This is a genomic window from Micromonospora sp. R311 (assembly GCF_056780015.1).
Map to the genome: position 1 here is coordinate 140,164 of NZ_JBSWCE010000006.1, position 19,107 is coordinate 159,270.

The following is a 19,107-nucleotide window of genomic DNA, read 5'->3' on the forward strand; positions in this document are numbered from 1 at the left end:
GGGAATGAGTTGGGCGGCGCGGAGCGTGCCGCCCCCGTCCCGGGAGAGGCCGGGCAAAGTTGCGGAGCGGCCGGGTAGGCAGGGCCGCGCCGGGCAGGCAGGCGGGGTGGGGTGGGCGGCGCCGGGCAGGCAGGCGGGGTGGGGCGGGCCGTGCCGGCCGGGGGCCGGTGGACCGGGACCGGAGTAGGGCGGTGAGCGCCCCGGTTTGGCGGCGGAACCGTGATCCGGTTGACTGATGCCGTGCTGATGGTGGGACTGACCGGGGGAATCGGCTCCGGCAAGAGCGCCGTGGCGGCCCGGCTGGCCGAGCGGGGCGCGGTGCTGATCGACGCCGACCGGATCGCCCGGGAGGTGGTCGCGCCGGGGACCGAAGGGCTGGCCGAGATCGTCGCCGCGTTCTCCGAGCGGGTGCTCGACGCCGACGGGGCGCTGGACCGGGCGGCCCTCGGGGCGCTGGTCTTCGCCGACGAGACGGCCCGCCGCCGGTTGGAGGCGATCACCCACCCCCGGGTCCGGGCGCGGACCGCCGAGCTGGCCGCCGCGGCGGGGCCGGACGCGATCGTGGTGAACGACGTGCCGTTGCTGGTGGAGGTGGGGCTCGCGCCCACGTACCACCTGGTGGTCGTGGTGGAGACGGCGGTGGCGACCCGGCTGGAACGGCTGGCCCGCGACCGGGGGATGGACCGGGCGGAGGCCGAGCGGCGGATCGCCGCGCAGGCCGACGACGCCCGCCGCCGGGCGGCGGCGGACGCGCTGCTGACCAACGACGGCAGCCTGGCCGACCTGCACGCGGCGGTGGACGCGCTCTGGTACGAGCGGCTGCTGCCCTTCGCGGCGAACCTGCGCGAACGCCGGGTGGTCCGGCCGGCGCGGGTCGAGCTGGCCGAGGCCGACCCCAGCTGGCCGCAGCAGTACGCCCGGCTGGCCGCCCGGATCCGGCACGCCCTCGCCCCGGTCGAGCCGCGGATCGACCACATCGGTTCCACCGCGGTGCCCGGGCTGGCCGCCAAGGACGTGATCGACATCCAGCTGGCCGTGCCGACGCTCGCCGACGCGGACGGCTGGTTCGCCGAGCGGCTGGCCGCGGCCGGGTTCCCCCGGTTGCCCGGCGAGTGGTGGGACAACCCGCGCCCGCCCGGCAGCGGCCGGTGGCCGAAGCGGCTGCACGGCAGCGCCGACCCGGCCCGCCCGGTCTACCTGCACATCCGGGCGGTGGACTCGCCGGGCTGGCGGTACGCCCTGCTGATGCGCGACCACCTGCGCGCCGACCCGGACCAGCGGGCGGCGTACCTGCAGGTGAAGCGGGAACTGGCCGCCGCCGCCCCGGACAGCGCCACGTACAGCACCGCGAAGGACCCCTGGTTCGACGAGGAACACCTGCGGGCCGAGGCCTGGGCCGCCCAGGTCGGCTGGCGGCCCTGACGATCCCACCGATCGCCACGCACCGGTTGCCGCCAGGGTCTGGCCGTCGCCGGCGCGGCGGTGTCAGCGGTCGGCCGGGCGGGTGCCGCCCGGTGCGGGTACGGCCCAGCGGGGCACCGCGCCGGGCGTCAGGTCGAGCTGGGCCCAGGCGCCCGGACGGGTGTGCAGCTCCAGCCGGCGCAGCAGCCCGGAACGGTCGATCCAGTAGCGCAGCAGCGCCCGGGGGGTGCGCAGCTCGACGACGTCGACCGTACGGCCGCCCAGGCTGTCGCCGCGCACCCGGAGCACCTCGCCGCGCCGTTCGGCTGAACCGCCGGCCCGTAGCGCCGCGTCGACCAGCAGGTCGAGGTCGTCGGCGCGGGCCGGCCCGGCTCGCCAGCCGTCCGCGGGCGGCGGCAGCGGCGGCCGGCCGGGCGTCTCGACGGGGCCGGGCACCGCGCTGGCCGGCAGCTGCGTTCGGGCGGTGCCGGCGGTGCCGTGGTGCAGCAGCGTCCGGCGGTTCGGCGTGCCCAGGTCGGCGACCGTCAGGTAGGCGCTGCGTCGCGTCCAGCTCAGCCAGCCGGCGCCGCGCAGGTTGGTGTCGGTGCCCACGGGTGCGGTCAGCGTGACGGTGGCGCCGCCGCGGGCGCGCAGCCGGCCCGGCAGGCGGTCCAGCCGGTCCCGCTCGGCGGCGGTGAGGGCCCGGGGCAGACCCGGCCGTCCGCCCAGCGCGTCGACCGGGCGCAGGGTGGGCCGGTTGGTGCGGTTCAGCTGCACCGCCACGGGGCCGACGCCGGGCAGCCGGGCCTCCAGCCGGTGCAGCCGGGCCGCCCGGTCCAACCAGTAACGCGGTTGCTCGGCGGTGGCCGGGCCGCCGGGCGGCGGGGCCTGGAGGATGTCCACCGGTTCCGCCCCCACGGTGGCCCGGCCCACCCAGCGGGCGGCGTCGAGCGCCGGGCCGGTCGGCTCGGGGCGGTCGGCGGCGAGGTGGAAGAGCAGGTCGACCAGCCGGGCGAGGCGGTGCTCGGGGGGCAGGTGGTGCAACCGCCAGCGATCCGTCGGGGGGACCAGCGGCGGCGGCGCGGGCGTCGGCACCGCGCCGGGGTCGGGGCGTAGCAGCAGCACCGTCGGGGTGGCCTGGAGCAGGCCCCGCTCCGGCCCGGCGCCCGGCCCGCCCACGTCCAGGTAGACCAGCGCTCGGGACCAGTCGACCCAGCCGACCAGCTCGGTGCGCGCCGCGCCGTCGCCGGCGGTCACGTGCAGCCCGGACCGCAGGTCCCGGTAGTTGGTGACCCGCATGGCGGCGAGCCGCTCGTGCTCCGCCGCGGTCAGCGCCCGGGCTGGCTCCGGAGGGTCGGGCGCCCAGCTCAGCAGCCCGGCGACCAGCGCGGCGGCGGAGAGCACGGCGACGACGGCGAGCACCAGGAGGGTGGTCCGGCGCCGCCGGGCGAGCCCGCGGCGGAGCGGACCGCGGCGGACCGGGCCCGGCTCGCCGGCCAGGACCCGGCGGATCGCGTCCTGGTCGCGGTTCAGGATCCGGCGGGCCCCGCCGGGCGTCCTGGCGTCGTCGGGGCCGGTGCGGGCGGCCGCCGGGTCACGGCGGCGCCACGCGGCGGTACGGCGGAGAAGACCCGTCCGTTGGTCGGCCGGCTCGGCCAGGCCGGTGCCGCCGGCGCGACGGCCGCGGGACGGGTCCTGGTGGGTGTCGTCGGGCCTGCCGTCGGCGTCGCGGCTGCCACGCGCCGGTCGTGAGGTCTCCACAGGTAGTTGAACGGGCCGGAGCACGCCGGGGTGACGAGCCGGGGGCGGGCTGACCGGGTCGGGAGGGCTGACGGCCCGGAGCGGCGCCGGGGTGCACGAGCCCGGGCCCGACCGGCGGGCGGACGAGCCGGAGCCGGGCCGGCGGACAGGGTTGACGGGCCGGCGCCGGGCTGACCCGGCCGGGGTTGGACGGCTCGTCCGAGATCAACATGCCCGGGCACGCCGGGCGGTGGTGACGAACAGGGGTTGACCGGCGGACGGCGGTGACGAGCAGGGGCGCTCGCGGCGGCCGGTCTGCGCGTCACGCGCGACCACTCGGGTGCGCACGCCGGGAGTGCCGGGTGCTGCGACCCCTGTGCCGGGGGCGGGCCGGCTGATGACGGCCTGGCCACCTGCCCGGTCGGCCGCCGCGAGCGGCCTACACGAAGAGCCTAGCGGGGTGAGATGGGCCACACAATGGGAATATCGAAGCCGATCAGGGACCGACCGTAGTCGGGGCGGAGTGTCGGACCCCGGGCGTACCGTTGGGGTCATGGCGCTCGACATTCCCCGACTCGACGGCCGGTTCCAGGTCGTCAGCGAGTTCCAGCCCGCCGGCGACCAGCCGGCCGCGATCGACGACCTGGAGCGCCGGGTCCGGCGCGGTGACCGCAACACGGTGCTGCTCGGCGCGACCGGCACCGGCAAGAGCGCCACCACCGCGTGGCTGATCGAGCGGTTGCAACGGCCGACGCTGGTCCTCGCACCCAACAAGACGCTCTGCGCGCAGCTCGCCAAGGAGTTCAGCGAGCTGCTGCCGCACAACGCGGTCGAATACTTCGTCTCCTACTACGACTACTACCAGCCCGAGGCCTACATCCCGCAGACCGACACCTACATCGAGAAGGACTCCTCGATCAACGAGGAGGTGGAGCGGCTGCGGCACTCGGCGACGATGTCGCTGCTCACCCGCCGCGACGTGATCGTGGTGGCGACCGTCTCGGCGATCTACGGTCTGGGCACCCCGGAGGAATACCTCGACCGGGCCGTGCGGGTCGCGGTCGGCCAGGAGCTCGACCGCGACCAGCTGCTGCGCCGCCTGGTCGACATCCAGTACACCCGCAACGACATGGCCTTCAACCGTGGCACCTTCCGGGTCCGCGGTGACACGCTGGAGATCATTCCGGCCTACGAGGAGCTCGCCGTCCGGATCGAGCTGTTCGGCGACGAGGTGGAGAAGCTCTACTACCTCAACCCGCTCACCGGCGACGTGGTCCGTGAGGTGGACCATCTGCTGATCTTCCCCGCCACGCACTACGCGGCCGGGCCGGAGCGGATGGAGCGGGCGATCCGCGACATCGAGACCGAGCTGGGCGAGCGGCTGGCCGAGCTGGAGCGGCAGGGCAAGCTGCTGGAGGCGCAGCGGCTGCGGATGCGCACCACCTACGACATCGAGATGATGCGGCAGGTCGGCTTCTGCTCCGGCATCGAGAACTACTCGATGCACATCGACGGCCGGCTGCCCGGCAGCCCGCCGCACTGCCTGCTCGACTACTTCCCCGACGACTTCCTCACCGTGGTCGACGAGTCGCACGTCACCATCCCGCAGATCGGCGGCATGTACGAGGGCGACGCGTCCCGCAAGCGGATGCTCATCGACCACGGCTTCCGGCTGCCCAGCGCGGCCGACAACCGGCCGCTGCGCTTCGACGAGTTCCTCGAGCGGGTCGGCCAGATGGTCTTCCTCTCCGCCACCCCCGGCCCGTGGGAGCTGGAGCAGTCCCAGGGCGAGTTCGTCGAGCAGGTGATCCGCCCGACCGGCCTGATCGACCCCGAGGTCGTCGTCAAGCCGACCAAGGGCCAGATCGACGACCTCATGCACGAGATCAAGCTGCGTACCGAGCGGGACGAGCGGGTGCTGGTCACCACGCTCACCAAGAAGATGGCCGAGGACCTGTCGGACTATCTGCTCGAGAACGGCATCCGGGTGCGCTACCTGCACTCCGAGGTGGACACGCTGCGCCGGGTCGAACTGCTGCGCGAGTTGCGTAAGGGCGACTACGACGTGCTGGTCGGCATCAACCTGCTCCGGGAGGGCCTCGACCTGCCCGAGGTGTCGTTGGTGGCGATCCTGGACGCCGACAAGGAGGGCTTCCTGCGCAGCGGCCGGTCGCTGATCCAGACCATCGGCCGGGCGGCGCGGAACGTCTCCGGTCAGGTGCACATGTACGCCGACAAGATCACTCCGTCGATGGCGGACGCGATCGACGAGACCAACCGGCGGCGGGCGAAGCAGATCGCGCACAACGAGGCGCACGGGATCAGTCCGGAGCCGCTGCGCAAGAAGATCCACGACATCCTCGACGACATCTACCGCGAGGCGGAGGACACCGAGCAGAACACCCGGGTCGGCGGCGCGGTGCGGCAGCTCTCCCGGGGCAAGGCGCCGGTCAAGGAGACCCGCAGCCGCGGCCGGGGCGGCGCCGCCGCGCCGGCGCGGGAGGGCATGGCGCGGGCCGAGTTGGCGCAGCTCATCCAGGAGCTGAACGACCAGATGCTGGCCGCCGCGCGGGAGCTGCAGTTCGAGCTGGCCGCCCGGATCCGTGACGAGGTGGCCGATCTCAAGAAGGAGCTGCGCGGGATGGATGCCGCCGGCGTGAAGTGACCGCGGGCGGCCCGGGTCGACGTGAGTCGCCGTCGCCGCCCTCGCCGTGTCGGCTTCACGGTGCACGCGCGCTACGACGCCCCGGACGGTGCGGTGGGGCACGCCGAGCTGACCCTGGACACCGGCATGGTCATGGTCGGCGGGCGGGCGGATCCGCGGCCCCGGCCGGGCGACGGGGACTGGCCGGTCTACGTGGCGGTCGGCGACGTCGACGCGCACTGCGCCCGGGCCCGGGCGGCCGGCGCCGAGATCGTCCGGGAGCCGTTCGACACCGACTGCGGCTCCCGCGACTACCCGGCCCGGGCCCTTGCCGGCGACGTCTGGGCCTTCGGCATGCACCGGCCGTCACCTGCGGCGGCGGCGCCGGGCCGGTGGCCGGCCGATCCCGGGACGATTGCTGTGCGCAAGCGTGGTATTGCGCTGGGTGATCATCCTGCGTACTCTCCCTCGGTGGGGAGGCGGGGATGCCGGTGCCAACGAGTCCTGTCATTCGACGCGCGCGGCTCGGAGCCGAGCTGCGCCAGCTGCGCCGGCGGGAGGCGCTGACCCTGGAACAGGTCTGCGACCGGCTGGGCTGGGCCTCCACCTCCAAGCTGTCCCGCATCGAGCTGGGGCAGAGCCGGCCGGACCTCGCCGACGTGCTCGACCTGCTGGACGTCTACCAGGTGCCGGCGCCGCAGCGGGACGCGTTGATCGTCATCGCCCGGGACGCCGCCACCACCCGGGGCTGGTGGAAGGCGCTGGGCGAGATGGGCGAGCGGCAGCGCACCTATGCGGAGCTGGAGGCGGGGGCGGCGAGCATCGTCGACTACCAACCCGCCGTGGTGCCCGGGCTGTTGCAGACCCCGGCGTACGCCCGGCTGCGGATCGCGGCCGGGCGGCTGCTGGAACCCGGCGTGGACGTCGAGGCCGACGTGCGGGCCCGCCTCGTCCGGCACGAGGTGCTCCGCCGCCCCGAGCCGCCCCGCTACACGGCGTTGCTCGGCGAGGCCGCCTGCGATCCCGCCGACGCGCCGCCGGAGGTGTGGCGCGAGCAGCTGCGGCACCTGGTCGGCCTGGCCGAGCTGCCGAACGTGACGATCCGGCTGCTGCCCCGGGGCGTCGCCGCGCGGGGGGTGCAGCCGCTCACCCCGTACTCGTGCTACTCCTTTCCGGATCCGGCCGACCCACGCACCGTGATGCTGGAGGCGCTGACCACCGACGTGCGCCTGGTCGCCGCGCCGGACGTGGACCGGTACGAGCGGATCACCGGCTGGCTGCTGGGTGCGGCCCTGCCGGCGGAGGAGAGCATCGCGGAGCTGGCCCGGCGGGCCGCCGGCTGAGACCGGCCCGAGCGGGCGAGCCGGCCGCGGGTCACACGTGGCGGCGGAAACCGCCCTCGGAGTCGATCACCTGCCCGGTGATCCACCCGGCGTCCGCCGAGCAGAGGAACCGCACCAGCCGGGCGGCGTCGGCCGGGGTGCCCCAGCGCCCGCCGGGGAAGAGTCGCGCCACCGCGGCGTGCACGTCCGGCGGGGCGTAGCCGGTGTCGGTGGGCCCCGGATTGACGCAGTTGACGGTGATGCCCGCGGGCATCAGCAGCGGGGCGAGCTGGACGGTCAGGTTCTCCACCGCCGCCTTGCTGGCCGCGTACGCCAGCTCGCCGGGCATCGGGCCGAGTCGCTGTCCGCTGGAGAAGAGCACCAGCCGTCCGCCGGATCCGCCGGTGAAGGCCGCCGCGAACGCCTCGGCGAGCAGCAGTGTGGCCCGAACGTTGACCAGCAGGTGCCGGTCGATCTCCGTGGGGTCGAGCGCTCCGAGCGGGGTGTGCGTGGAGTACGCGTGCACGGCCACCACCGCGTCGAGCCGGCCGTGCCGGCGTACCGCCTCGGCGACCAGCTCGGCGGGCGCGGTCGGGTCGAGCAGGTCCGCCGGGACGTACCCGGCGCCACCCAGCTCGCCCAGCAGGGCCGGCACGCCGTCGGGGTCGCCGCCGTAGGGCTGCGCCTCGTCGAACGCGGGCAGCCCGGTGAGCAGCAGCCGCCAGCCGTCCGCGGCGAGCGTGCGGGCGACCGCCGCGCCGATGCCGATCCGCCGGCTCAGGCCGGTCACCAGGGCCACCCGGTCAGTCATGATCGCCAGTTAACCGACCGCGGCGGTCACCGGCCAGCGATTATCGCCGCGCGGTCACCGGGCCCGGCGCCCCCGAGCCCGTCGGGACCGGCGACCGGCGCGTGCGAGGCGGAGGTTAGAACGGGGGTACGACAGACTCAGGCGGGCACGTCGACGAAGTGCTCGACCAGCGGCGGGTTGGCGAAGTACGGGCCGATCAGCTCTCGCCACCGGGTGAACCGCTCGGTGCCCCGGAAGTTCTCGTCGTGCGCCTCGACCGAGTCCCACTCGACCAGCAGCACGAAGCGGGACGGCGACTCGACGCCCCGGGTCATCCGCACCGACCGGCAGCCCGGGGTGCCGGCGAGCACCGGGTGCCCCTGGGCGTACGCGGCGGCGAACTCGTCCTCGTGTCCCGGCAGTACGTCGATGAGCGCGACCTCAAGCACCATGCCGGCGAGCCTTTCACGCCGCGGTGGCGGACGCGCGCGGTGGGGGCCTGTTCCCGGTGGCCGGGCGGCTCCGGGGTGGGCGCGCGGAGTGGGGAGCGGCATGATCGGCTGGCTCACGACGACGGGTTGCGCGACGGCGAGCACCTGCGGGCGTGGTGACCGAGCGGTTCCGGGCGGAGCTGGCCGGGCGCGGGGTGCCGGTGGTCGAGCTCGGCGGCCCGCTCCCGCGGCGGCTGGCCCGGGCGGTCGCCGTCTGCGCGGAACTGCTCGCGGCCGGCTGGTCACCGGCCGACCCGCTGGTCGCGCCCGACCAGGAGCACCTAGCCTCCTAGGACGCACTACGGGATGTGTGCCCCGACTCACCACGGACGCCAACAGGAGGAATCTGCCCGATCTGCGGGGGTTGGGGGCGTCCCCGGTGGTGAGGTGGGGGAGGACACCGAGCGCCCAAGGTGCGGTCACTGGTCGCAGTGGGGAAGAATGATGGTTGAGGAGGGGAGTATTCCCTCGCGACGGAGTCGTCAGCACGGTCGAGCGCCGGCCCCCCGGTGGCGCGACCCGGCCCCGTGGGTCGCCGCCCCGCTTGCGGGACGGCGACGGAAGAGACCTCCGACAGTCACCAGAGTCAGCGTCGCCGGCACGCCGTGCCCCGCAGGGGCGTACGGTGTGCCGGACGTTGCGTGTCTGCCGGAGGAATAAACGTTGGACGTGTCCGGACTGGTGTGGGCGGGGACCCTCGTCGCACTGACCGCGATCCTGCTCGTCGACCTGCTGATCATCGGTCGGCGGCCGCACGAGCCGAGTGTGCGCGAGTCGAGCCTCTGGGTCGGCTTCTACGTCGCCCTCGCCCTGATCTTCGGCGCCGGCGTCTGGCTGGCCGCCGGACCGAGCGCGGCCGGGCAGTTCTACACCGGTTGGCTCACCGAGTACAGCCTCTCGGTGGACAACCTCTTCGTCTTCGTGATCATCATGGCCCGCTTCGCGGTGCCCCGGCAGTACCAGCAGAAGGTGCTGCTCGTCGGCATCGTGCTGGCGCTGGTCATGCGGGGCGGGTTCATCGCCGCCGGCGCGGCGCTGATCTCCCAGTTCTCCTGGGTCTTCTACGTCTTCGGCGCGTTCCTCATCTACACCGCGATCAACCTCGCGCGGCAGGGCGAGCCGGACGAGGACGAGTTCACCGAGAACGTGCTGATCCGCTGGAGCCGCAAGGCGCTGCCGATCTCCAAGAACTACGACAGCGCGAAGCTCACCACGCACGAGAACGGCCGGCGGATGTTCACCCCGATGCTGATCGTCATGATCGCGATCGGCACCACCGACCTGATCTTCGCGCTCGACTCGATCCCGGCGATCTTCGGCATCACCCAGGAGCCGTACCTGGTCTTCACCGCGAACGTGTTCGCGCTGATGGGGCTCCGGCAGCTCTACTTCCTGCTGGGCGGCCTGCTGGACCGGCTGATCTACCTCAGCTACGGGCTGGCCGTGGTGCTCGGCTTCATCGGCGTCAAGCTGGTGCTGGAGGCGCTGGCCGACAACAACCTGCCGTTCATCAACGGCGGCGAGCACGTGGCCTGGGCCCCGCACATCCCGATCTGGCTCTCTCTCACGGTCATCCTCGGCACCCTGCTGGTGGCGACGATCGCCAGCCTCATGAAGTCGTCCCGGGACCGGCGCCGGATGCTGGCCGAGGCGCGCCGCTGACCCACCGGTCGGCCGGCCCGCCCGGCGGGGGCGTCGACGCCGCAGCCGAGACGTGAGACGAGGGGCGCTCCCGCCAGGGGGCGCCCCTCGGTCGTGCGGGGCGGGTCAGACCCGGTGCGCGCCGACCAGGGTGGCGGTGCGGTCCTCGGGTAGCCGCTCCTCCAGCACCCGGCGGCGCCGGTAGCAGGCGTGCAGCATCCGCCGCTCGTCGCCGGGGCGGGGCGCGGCGGTGACGATGCCGATGTGGTGGATCTTCCGGCCCGGACGGGCGAAGAAGTAGAGGTCGCCGGGGCGTTCGGCGCCCAGCGGCACCGGGGTGGTCGCCTCGGCCTGGTCGTCGGCGTCGCGCGGCAGCACCACGCCGAGCCGCCGCCAGGCCAGGTGCACCAGGCCGGAGCAGTCGATGCCGTACGCCGACACCCCGCCCCAGATGTAGACGACGTCGAGCAGCCGGGCGGCGACGGCCAGCACCTCGCCGGCCGTCGGCGGCGTGGTCGGCACCGGCACCGCGTGCGCGGCGGGCAGCCAGAGCGGGTCGGCGTGCCCGGGGGCGTGCACCGGGCGCCACCCGTCCACCGGCGGCCCGGCCGGGGTCAGCCGGGTGCCGAGGATCACGCCGGGCAGCACCACCTCGCCGCCGGGGGTGGCGCGCAGCGCGGTGACCGTGGCGTCGACCACCATCGGGTCGGCGCCGGCCACCGCGCCGGCCGGGGCGAGCTGGTCGGCCGGCAGCCAGCCGGGGTAGCCGCGCGGGTCGAGTTTGGCGGCCGGCTGCTGCACCGCGACCACGTGCGCCCAGCCGTCCGGGCGCACCTCGGTGACCAGCACCCGCTCGCCGAGCAGCAACTGGCTCAGCACGCAGTCGCCGACCTGCTGGTCGGTGTTCATCCCGGAGATCCAGGCCGGGATGTCGGTGCGCGCGGCGAGGGCGGGCCGGTCGACCGGGCGTACCGCCTCGGGGGAGGCCCACAGGGTCGCCACGGCGACCCCGACCACGGCCTCACGGCCCGGTTGCAGCTCCACGGTCCACCCCCAGCTCGTGCCGCCTCTTGCCGTGACCCTATGAAAGATTCCAACGGCCATCAACTAGAAGACTGCACTTTTGCTTCATTGACGGTGCTGATCCCGAGACCCGGGGCATCCGGCAGCACCACGGTCGCGCCCTCGTAGCGGATCCCGCCCCGCACCGGCGACCAGGCCAGCCACCAGGCGGCGTCCAGGTCGGAGATCGCCGTGGTGCGGTAGGCGGCGACCAGGCTGGCGGCGGCGCCGATGCCCACCTGGCTCTCCATCATGGACCCGACGACGGTGCCGAGGCCGTGCGCCGCGGCCAGGTCGAGCAGGGTCCGGGCCGGGTGCAGGCCGCCGCACTTGGCGAGCTTGACGTTGACCATGTCGGCGGCCCGGCGGCGGATCACCTCGACCAGGTCGCGCGCGCCGAAGACCGACTCGTCGGCGAGGATCGGCACCTGCACCCGGTCGCTGACCCAGGCCAGCCCGTCCAGGTCCCACCGGGGCACCGGCTGCTCGACCAGTTCGACGTCGAGGCCGGCGTCCTCGATGCCCCGGATCACCCGGACCGCCTCGCGCGGTGTCCAGCCCTGGTTGGCGTCCAGCCGGATCCGCACCCCGTTGCCCACCGCGGCGCGTACCGCCCGGACCCGCTCCAGGTCGCCGGCGGCGTCGGTGCCCACCTTGAGCTTGAGCACCCCGAACCCCTCGGCCTGCCGCTGCCGGGCCGCGGCCGCCAGGTCCACGGCATCGCCCGCCGCGAGCGTGACGTCGGTGGGCACCCGCAGGCCGGTGCCGCCGAGCAGCCGCACCAGCGGCACGCCGAGCCGCCGGGCGGCGAGGTCGTGCAGCGCGACGTCGACGGCGGCCTTGGCGGCCTCGTTGCCGGCCGCCGCCCGCTGGACCTCGGTGCAGCGGGCCACCAGGTCGTCCGGGTTCCGGCCGGTGAGCATCGGGCCGAGCAGGTCCCGCACGCAGGCCTCGGCGCCGGCGACCGACGCGCCGGTGACCTGCCAGACCTGCGGCGCCTCGCCGAACCCGGAGCGGCCGTCGCCGTCGACCAGCTCGACGACCAGGGTCTGCACGGTGGTGGTCCGGCGCAACGCGGTGACGAACGGGGTGTGTAAGGGGGCGCTGAGCCGGTGGGTGCGTACCGCGGCGATCGTCATGTGCGGCACCCTATATGCGGACGGGCAGCGACCGGGGAGGCCGGATGAGCGTGGGTCACCGAGCGAATCGTCAACGCGGTGCGGCGACGCCCCGCGCCGGCGCCGAGCGAAGCGGGGCGGCGGCGTGAGGGAGCGGGACTGGGCACTGGTGGGCGCGCCGAACGCGCGCGACCTCGGCGGCATGGTCGGCGCCGACGGCCGGCGGGTGCGCCCCGGCGTGCTGATCCGCACCCCGGCGCTGGGCCGGCTCACCGACGAGGATCTGCCGGTGCTGGCCAAGCTCGGCCCGGCCTGCGTGGTCGACCTGCGGGACCTCTCGGAGCAGGTGGTCGCCCCGCCGGACCGGCTGCCCGGCGAGCCGCGGGTGCTGCACCTGCCGGTGCACGACGCGGAGCACCCGGTCTTCACGTACGTCTCGGCGGTGCTGCTCGGCCACGACCTGGGCGCGTACACGCAGCTGGCCGAGCAGGGGACGCCGGCGGCGATGGCGGCCATCTACCGCTGGTTCGTCACCGGGGCGGCGGCCAGGGCGAACTTCGCCGAGGCGGTCCGGGCGGCCGCCCGGCCGGAGAACCTGCCGCTGCTCTACCACTGCTCGGCGGGGAAGGACCGCACCGGCTGGCTCACCGTGGTGCTGCTGCACGCGCTCGGCGTGGACGAGGCCGCGATCCGGGCCGACTACCTGGCGAACAATCCGCTGACCGCGAGCCTGCGCGAGGTGATCCTGGAGGCCATGCGGCAGCGGCAGCCCGCCCTGGACGTCGAGGCGGTGCGGCCGGTGCTGGAGGTGCGCCCCGAGTACCTCGACGCGGCGTACGCGGAGGTGCGCCGGGTGCACGGCTCGTTCGGGACGTACCTGCGTGACGGGCTCGGGCTGACCGACGAGGTCATCGACTCGCTGCGGGCGTACCTGCTGGAGTGAGCGGCGCCGGGCGGGCGGGGCTGCGGGCGGCCCACCCGGTGACGATCAGGGCCTGCCCGGCGGCGTAGGTCGCCATCACCCAGATCGGCGGCCCGGGCAGGGTGGCCACCTCGGCCACGCCGGTCGCGATGAGCAGGTCGGAGCCGAGGAAGAGCGCGCCGCCGAGGCCCACCCGCCAGCCGTGCGCCGCCGCGGTGGTGGCCATGGTGGCCAGGGCGACCGCGTAGCCGGCCACCGGCACCGCCAGCCCGGCGTCGGTGAGCCCGGCCCACATCCAGGCCAGCGCGGCGACGGTCAGCACCGCGTACGCCACGGCGACGGCGAGCAGCGGCGGCCGGCGCAGCGCGGCCGCCGCGCCGCCGCGGGTGAAGGCCGCGATGTAGCAGACGTGGGCGGCGAGGAAGAGCGCCATGCCGGTGAGGAAGGCGGCGGTGCCGTCGCCGAGCAGCGCGACGTCGCCGCCGGTGGAGAAGGCCAGCGCGGCGAGGACCAGCCGGGTCGGCCGGGCGCCGCGGTCGGCGGCGGCCCGCCAGAGGTACGCGGCCAGCAGCGGCATCAGCAGCGGCTTGGTGAGCAGGACGGCGAGGTCGCTGTCGGCGGCGTTGGCCAGCAGGTTCGCGCACGTCACCAGGACGAAGGCGGTCAGGATGGTGCGGCTGCGGGGCATCGGTGGCTCCTCGGGGCGGTGGCCAGCAGCGTAGGCGGTACGGCGGCCGGGGGCCATCCGTCGGAGCCCGGGGCTATCCGGCGGTACGAGGTGAGCCGGTCGGCGGTCCGTCGGTGCGCAGGTCGTGCCGGGCGGCCCAGACGGCGGCGGAGACCTCGGCGATCAGGTGGCAGGCGTCGTCCTCGGGCTCCTCGCCGGTCGGGCCGCCGTCGGCGAGGTCGGTGGTGGTGCAGACGACGATCGCGTACGGGGGCGCGTCGGCGGGGAAGACCACCCCGGCGCCGTGGCGCACCCCGCGGACCCAGCCGTTCTTGTGCGCGATCCGGGTGCCGGCGGGCAGGCCGGCGGCGAGGTCCTCGCGGTGTTCCTGGGCGAAGAGCACGTCGAGCATGTCGGCGCAGCCGGCGGGGGAGGCCAGCGGGCCGGGCCGGGTGGCGCCGGTGGCCAGCGCGCCGAGCAGCGCGGCCAGGTCGGCGGCGGTGACCAGGTTGGTGATGCCGGCGTCGCGGGCGGCGAAGTCCTCGATGCCCCGGCCGGTGACCGCGTGCCGGGCGCCGGCGAGCGCCCAGACCTCGGCGACGGCGGGCAGGCCGACGTGGCTGATGACCAGGTTGGTGGCGAGGTTGCTGGAGCGCACGATCATCCGGTGGGCGAGCCAGCGCAGCGGGGCGGTGCCGCCGACCCGCGCCCAGACCGCGTCGTCGTTGTCGTAGTGCTGGGCGCAGGTGAAGCAGGGCGCGTCCGGCTGCGCCGAGTCGAACGCGTTGCGCACCGGCACCGGGGCGTCCAGGTCGAGGGCGCCCGCCTCGGCGGCGCGGTGCAGCGCGGCGAGGACGGCGACCTTCATGGTGCTCGCCGCGTAGTGGGTGGCGTCGGGCAGCCGGGTCCAGGTGGCGGCCGCGTCGAGCCGGCCGGCGTACGCCGAGACGGTGCCGGGCACCCGGTCCAGCCGGGCGTCGAGGTCATCCCAGGTCATGCCGGTGACCGTAGCCGATCATCGGGTCGGCGAGCGCGGGGGACGACCCGCCGCCGGCCGCCGGGGCGGCGCGGCGGCCGGAGTGCGGCCTACTGTGCGGGGATGACGGTCGCCGCATACGACGCCTACGCCGACTGGTACGAGGAGTACGTCAACGACACCTCCGCCGACTACATGGACCGGGTCCGGCAGCGGCTGGGCGAGCTGCTGGGCCCGGGTGCCGGCCGCTGCCTGGACGTCTGCTGCGGCACCGGGGCGCACGCGGCGGAACTGCGCCGACTGGGCTGGTACCCGGTCGGCGTCGACCTGTCGACCGGGCAGCTGCGGCACGCCCGTGGCCGGCTGCCGGTCGCGGTGGCCGACGCCGCGGCGGTGCCGGTGGCCGACGCGGCGGTGCCGGCCGCGGTCTGTGTGCTCGCGCACACCGACGTGCCGGACTACGCCGCGGTGGTCGCCGAGGTCGCCCGGGTGCTGTCGCCCGGTGGCCGTTTCGTCCATCTGGGCGTGCATCCGTGCTTCGTGGGGGCGTTCGCCGACCGCTGCGACCCGGCCCGGATCGTGATCGACGAGGGGTACGCGGTGCGCGAGCGCAGCTTCCGGGCGTGGGCGCCGCACGGGGTGCGGGCCCGGGTCGGTGCCTGGCACGTGCCGCTGGCCGACCTGTTCGACGCGGTGCTGGCGGCCGGCCTGTCGGTGACCCGGGTGGTGGAGTCCGGTGCGGGGCCAGTGCCGGACGTGTTCGGCCTGGCCGCGGTGAAGCCGACCTGACCGGCGGCGCCGTTCGGCCCGGCACCGACGGCCCGGACGGAGTCCCGTGTCGGTCCGGAGAAACGACGCGGGGCCGGCCCGCGCGTGGCGGACCGGCCCCGGCCGGTGCGGCGGTTGCTCAGCCGGCGTGCTTGCGGCGGGCGGTGGCCCGGGCGCGGGCGGTCTGGTCGAGCACCACCTTGCGGATCCGGACCGCGGCCGGGGTCACCTCGACGCACTCGTCCTCGCGGCAGAACTCGAGCGCCTGCTCCAGCGACAGCTTGCGCGGCGGGATCAGCTTCTCGGTCTCGTCGGCCGTCGACGAGCGCATGTTGGTGAGCTTCTTCTCCTTGGTGATGTTGACGTCCATGTCGTCGGAGCGGGAGTTCTCCCCGACGATCATGCCCTCGTACACCTCGGTGCCCGGCTCGACGAAGAGCTGGCCCCGCTCCTGGAGGTTGGTCATCGCGAACGCGGTGACCGAGCCGGCCCGGTCGGCGACCAGCGACCCGTTGTTGCGGGTGCGCAGCTCGCCGAACCACGGCTCGTACGACTCGAAGACGTGGTGCAGGATGCCGGTGCCCCGGGTCTCGGTGAGGAACTCGGTGCGGAAGCCGATCAGCCCGCGGGCGGGGACCAGCCACTCCATCCGGATCCAGCCGGTGCCGTGGTTGACCAGCTGCTCCATCCGGCCCTTGCGGGTGGCCAGCAGCTGGGTGATCGCGCCCAGGTACTCCTCCGGGGCGTCGATGGTCAGCCGCTCGACCGGCTCGCAGGTCTTGCCGTCGATCTCCTTGGTGACCACCTGCGGCTTGCCGACGGTCAGCTCGTAGGCCTCGCGGCGCATCTGCTCGACCAGGATGGCCAGCGCCAGCTCACCGCGGCCCTGCACCTCCCAGGCGTCCGGACGCTCGGTGGGCAGCACCCGCAGCGACACGTTGCCGACCAGTTCCTTGTCCAGGCGGTCCTTGACCATCCGGGCGGTGACCTTGGCGCCCTTGACCCGGCCGACCAGCGGCGAGGTGTTGGTGCCGATGGTCATCGAGATGGCCGGTTCGTCGACGGTGATCAGCGGCAGCGGCTGCGGGTTCTCCGCGTCGGCCAGGGTCTCGCCGATCATGATCTCGGGGATGCCGGCGACCGCGATGATGTCGCCCGGGCCGGCCGAGTCGGCCGGCTTGCGCTCCAGGCCCTCGGTCATCAGCATCTCGGAGATGCGCACCCGCTGGGTGCTGCCGTCGGTGCGGCACCAGGCCACGGTCTGGCCCTTGCTGATGGTGCCCTGGCGCACCCGGCACAGCGCCAGCCGGCCGAGGAACGGGGAGGCGTCGAGGTTGGTCACGTGCGCCTGCAGCGGCGCGTCCTCCTCGTACGCGGGCGGCGGGATGGTGTCCAGCAGGGTGCGGAACAGCGGCTCGAGGCTGTGGCTGTCGTCGGGCACCGCGCCGTCGGCGGGCTGGGTCAGCGAGGCGATGCCGTCGCGGGCGCAGGCGTAGACGATCGGGAAGTCGATCTGCTCCTCGTCGGCGTCCAGGTCGAGGAAGAGCTCGTAGGTGTCGTCCACGACCTCCTTGATCCGGGCGTCCGGCCGGTCCACCTTGTTAATCACCAGGATGATCGGCATGCGTGCCTTGAGCGCCTTGCGGAGCACGAACCGGGTCTGGGGCAGCGGGCCCTCGCTGGCGTCCACCAGCAGCACCACGCCGTCGACCATGGTCAGGCCGCGCTCCACCTCGCCGCCGAAGTCGGCGTGGCCCGGGGTGTCGATGATGTTGATGGTGACCGGGTCGGAGCCGTCCGCCGGCAGGTAGCGCACGCCGGTGTTCTTGGCCAGGATGGTGATGCCCTTTTCCCGCTCGAGGTCCATCGAGTCCATGACCCGCTCGGTCGTCTCGCCGCGGGCGCCGTAGGCGCCGGCCTGCCGCAACATGGCGTCGACCAGGGTCGTCTTGCCGTGGTCGACGTGGGCGATGATGGCGACGTTGCGGAGGTCGGTGCGAAGCTGCATACCCTCCATACTCTCCTGTCTGCGGTTGCCGGGGTCCGGTCGGGGTCAACCCCCAGATGGCCCGGGTCTCTGGCGAAACTCCTGTCCCAGCCGTTCGGACGGCTGGCATGCTGACCCTCGTGTTCATGGGGGCCGAGTGCACGACCTGCTGACGTCTCTGCAGGGCCTGCCGGCCCTGCTGATCTACCTGGTCGCCGCGCTGATCGTCGCGGCGGAGACCGCCGTGATCTTCGGACTGCTGGTGCCGGGCGAGGCGACCCTGCTGCTGGTCGGCTTCCTAGCGTACGCGGGGACGCTACGGCTCGCCCCGACGCTGCTGGTGATGGTGGTCGCCGCGGTGATCGGCGACACACTCGCCTTCCGCGCCGGCCGGCGGTACGGGCCGCGGCTGCGCGCCAGCCGGCTCGGCGCCCGGGTCGGCCCGCACCGGTGGACCCGGGCCGAGGCGATGCTCGGCCGGCTCGGCGGGCGCGGGGTGTTCACCGCCCGCTGGGTCGCCTTCGCCCGCACCCTGGTGCCCCGGCTGGCCGGCGCGGCCGGCATGCCGTACCGGCGGTTCGCGCCGTGGAACGCGGCCGGGGTGGCCACCTGGGTGGGCGGGTCGGTGCTGGTGGGCTACCTGGCCGGCGAGTCGTACGAGACGGTGTCCCGGCTGCTCGGCCGGGCCACCGGGGCGGTGCTGGTGCTGCTGGCCGCGCTGGTCGCGGTGGTGCTGGCCGGGCGGTGGCTGGGCCGCAACCCGGACCCGGCTCGGGCGCTGCTGTCCCGGGCCGCCGGGCTGCCGCCGGTGCGCTGGTTCAGCGCCCGGTACGGCATCCTGTTCTTCCTGCTCGCCATGCGTATCGGCCCGGCCTGGACGCTGCTGCTCAACCTGGTCGCCGGGCTGCTGCTGCTCTTCGTCGCCGGGCTGGCCATCGCCTGGCTGCTCGGCGTGGTGGTGCGGCACAGCGGGCTGGCCGTGGTCGACGGGGCGATCGCCGGGTGGTTCGCCGACCGGCGTACCCCCGGGGCGGTGGACGCCGCCCTCGCGGTGGTCTCGGTGCTGCGCGGCTCGTTCCTGATCGTGGTGGTGGCGGTGCTGGCCGCGGTGCTGGCCTGGCGGCACCGGCCCTGGCAGGCCGACCTGCTCAGCGTGGTCGGCACGGCCGGCGCGTTCATGCCGCTGGTGGTGCTGGCCGTGGTGGCCGACCTGGCCGGTCCCGGCGGCGGGGCTGTCCTGTTCCCGACCCAGACCGCGGTGGTGACCGCGAGCCTGTGCACCCTCGCCTGGCTGGTGTCCCGGCAGGCCCGCTGGCCGGTGGCGGTGGCCGCCTGGACGGCCGCCGCGGCCGGGGTGGTGGGCCTCGGCGGCGCCCGCCTCTACCTGGGCCTGGGCACCGCCAGCGGGATCGCCGGCTCGGTGCTGCTCGGGGTCGCCTGGACGACAGTGTTCATGGTGGCCTGGGCCACCCGGGACCGGGCGGTGGGCGGTGCCCGGGAGCCGGTGGACGAGCCGGACGCGCTGTCACCAGGACCCCGCCGGCCGGTCCGGCCCTGTTAAGGTGCGGCCACCGCACG

At 74.8% G+C, this 19,107-nt stretch carries 17 protein-coding genes; 9 read left to right on the top strand and 8 right to left on the bottom strand.

The window, feature by feature from the left end; genetic code table 11:
• Nucleotides 1-240: 240 nt before the first annotated feature.
• On the top strand, nucleotides 241-1,422 hold the full coding sequence (coaE, locus tag AC1WTP_RS06965; protein ID WP_481648469.1) for a dephospho-CoA kinase: 1,182 nt from the start codon (nucleotides 241-243) through the stop codon (nucleotides 1,420-1,422).
• Between the two features lie 63 nt (nucleotides 1,423-1,485).
• Here the strand turns inward: coaE and AC1WTP_RS06970 are convergent, their stop codons facing one another.
• Nucleotides 1,486-3,162, bottom strand: coding sequence for a hypothetical protein (locus tag AC1WTP_RS06970; RefSeq protein ID WP_481648390.1), 1,677 nt, complete (start codon nucleotides 3,160-3,162; stop codon nucleotides 1,486-1,488).
• 532 nt (nucleotides 3,163-3,694) lie between these two features.
• Here AC1WTP_RS06970 and uvrB point away from each other — a divergent pair.
• The 3 genes from uvrB to AC1WTP_RS06985 are packed head-to-tail and all read left to right on the top strand — an operon-like array spanning nucleotide 3,695 to nucleotide 7,128.
• Complete coding sequence (gene uvrB, locus AC1WTP_RS06975) at nucleotides 3,695-5,806, top strand: excinuclease ABC subunit UvrB (protein ID WP_481648391.1); 2,112 nt, start codon at nucleotides 3,695-3,697, stop codon at nucleotides 5,804-5,806.
• A gap of 60 nt (nucleotides 5,807-5,866) precedes the next feature.
• The gene (locus AC1WTP_RS06980) at nucleotides 5,867-6,352 is read left to right on the top strand and encodes a VOC family protein (RefSeq protein ID WP_481648392.1); all 486 of its coding nucleotides are present in this window, start codon (nucleotides 5,867-5,869) and stop codon (nucleotides 6,350-6,352) included.
• Complete coding sequence (locus AC1WTP_RS06985; RefSeq protein WP_481648393.1) at nucleotides 6,271-7,128, top strand: helix-turn-helix domain-containing protein; 858 nt, start codon at nucleotides 6,271-6,273, stop codon at nucleotides 7,126-7,128. Before AC1WTP_RS06980 ends, AC1WTP_RS06985 begins: the two co-directional genes overlap by 82 nt.
• A 31-nt stretch (nucleotides 7,129-7,159) precedes the next feature.
• Here AC1WTP_RS06985 and AC1WTP_RS06990 read toward each other — a convergent pair whose 3' ends face one another.
• Together AC1WTP_RS06990 and AC1WTP_RS06995 are read right to left on the bottom strand one after the other, a co-directional pair.
• Nucleotides 7,160-7,918: an SDR family oxidoreductase gene (locus AC1WTP_RS06990; protein ID WP_481648394.1), complete on the bottom strand. Its 759-nt coding sequence runs from the start codon at nucleotides 7,916-7,918 to the stop codon at nucleotides 7,160-7,162.
• A gap of 137 nt (nucleotides 7,919-8,055) precedes the next feature.
• On the bottom strand, nucleotides 8,056-8,349 hold the full coding sequence (locus AC1WTP_RS06995; protein ID WP_481648395.1) for an antibiotic biosynthesis monooxygenase family protein: 294 nt from the start codon (nucleotides 8,347-8,349) through the stop codon (nucleotides 8,056-8,058).
• Between the two features lie 155 nt (nucleotides 8,350-8,504).
• Here AC1WTP_RS06995 and AC1WTP_RS07000 point away from each other — a divergent pair, with 155 nt between their 5' ends.
• Nucleotides 8,505-8,681: a hypothetical protein gene (locus AC1WTP_RS07000; protein ID WP_481648396.1), complete on the top strand. Its 177-nt coding sequence runs from the start codon at nucleotides 8,505-8,507 to the stop codon at nucleotides 8,679-8,681.
• A 370-nt stretch (nucleotides 8,682-9,051) separates the two neighbouring features.
• Entirely contained in the window at nucleotides 9,052-10,050 is a 999-nt protein-coding gene (locus tag AC1WTP_RS07005; protein ID WP_481648397.1) for a TerC family protein, read from the top strand.
• A gap of 105 nt (nucleotides 10,051-10,155) precedes the next feature.
• Here AC1WTP_RS07005 and AC1WTP_RS07010 read toward each other — a convergent pair whose 3' ends face one another.
• Nucleotides 10,156-11,073, bottom strand: coding sequence for a C40 family peptidase (locus AC1WTP_RS07010; protein WP_481648398.1), 918 nt, complete (start codon nucleotides 11,071-11,073; stop codon nucleotides 10,156-10,158).
• 59 nt (nucleotides 11,074-11,132) lie between these two features.
• Entirely contained in the window at nucleotides 11,133-12,230 is a 1,098-nt protein-coding gene (locus AC1WTP_RS07015; protein ID WP_481648399.1) for a mandelate racemase/muconate lactonizing enzyme family protein, read from the bottom strand.
• A gap of 124 nt (nucleotides 12,231-12,354) precedes the next feature.
• Between AC1WTP_RS07015 and AC1WTP_RS07020 the strand changes: the two genes are divergently transcribed.
• Complete coding sequence (locus tag AC1WTP_RS07020; RefSeq protein WP_481648400.1) at nucleotides 12,355-13,152, top strand: tyrosine-protein phosphatase; 798 nt, start codon at nucleotides 12,355-12,357, stop codon at nucleotides 13,150-13,152.
• Here AC1WTP_RS07020 and AC1WTP_RS07025 read toward each other — a convergent pair.
• Both AC1WTP_RS07025 and AC1WTP_RS07030 read right to left on the bottom strand, forming a co-directional pair.
• Nucleotides 13,118-13,819, bottom strand: a complete 702-nt coding sequence (locus tag AC1WTP_RS07025; RefSeq protein ID WP_481648401.1) for a lysoplasmalogenase — start codon at nucleotides 13,817-13,819, stop codon at nucleotides 13,118-13,120. The two genes, AC1WTP_RS07020 and AC1WTP_RS07025, sit on opposite strands and share 35 nt — an antisense overlap.
• Before the next feature lie 73 nt (nucleotides 13,820-13,892).
• Complete coding sequence (locus AC1WTP_RS07030) at nucleotides 13,893-14,795, bottom strand: serine hydrolase (protein ID WP_481648402.1); 903 nt, start codon at nucleotides 14,793-14,795, stop codon at nucleotides 13,893-13,895.
• Nucleotides 14,796-14,897: 102 nt separating this feature from the next.
• On the opposite strand from AC1WTP_RS07030, the gene AC1WTP_RS07035 reads away from it, so the two are divergent.
• Entirely contained in the window at nucleotides 14,898-15,563 is a 666-nt protein-coding gene (locus AC1WTP_RS07035) for a class I SAM-dependent methyltransferase (protein WP_481648403.1), read from the top strand.
• A gap of 118 nt (nucleotides 15,564-15,681) precedes the next feature.
• On the opposite strand, the gene typA is transcribed toward AC1WTP_RS07035, so the two are convergent.
• A complete protein-coding gene (gene typA / locus AC1WTP_RS07040) occupies nucleotides 15,682-17,550 on the bottom strand; it encodes a translational GTPase TypA (protein WP_481648404.1) in 1,869 nt (622 codons plus the stop codon).
• A 136-nt stretch (nucleotides 17,551-17,686) separates the two neighbouring features.
• On the opposite strand from typA, the gene AC1WTP_RS07045 reads away from it, so the two are divergent.
• Nucleotides 17,687-19,090 (top strand): DedA family protein, encoded by a 1,404-nt coding sequence (locus AC1WTP_RS07045; RefSeq protein WP_481648405.1) that lies wholly within the window; start codon nucleotides 17,687-17,689, stop codon nucleotides 19,088-19,090.
• Nucleotides 19,091-19,107: the final 17 nt, after the last annotated feature.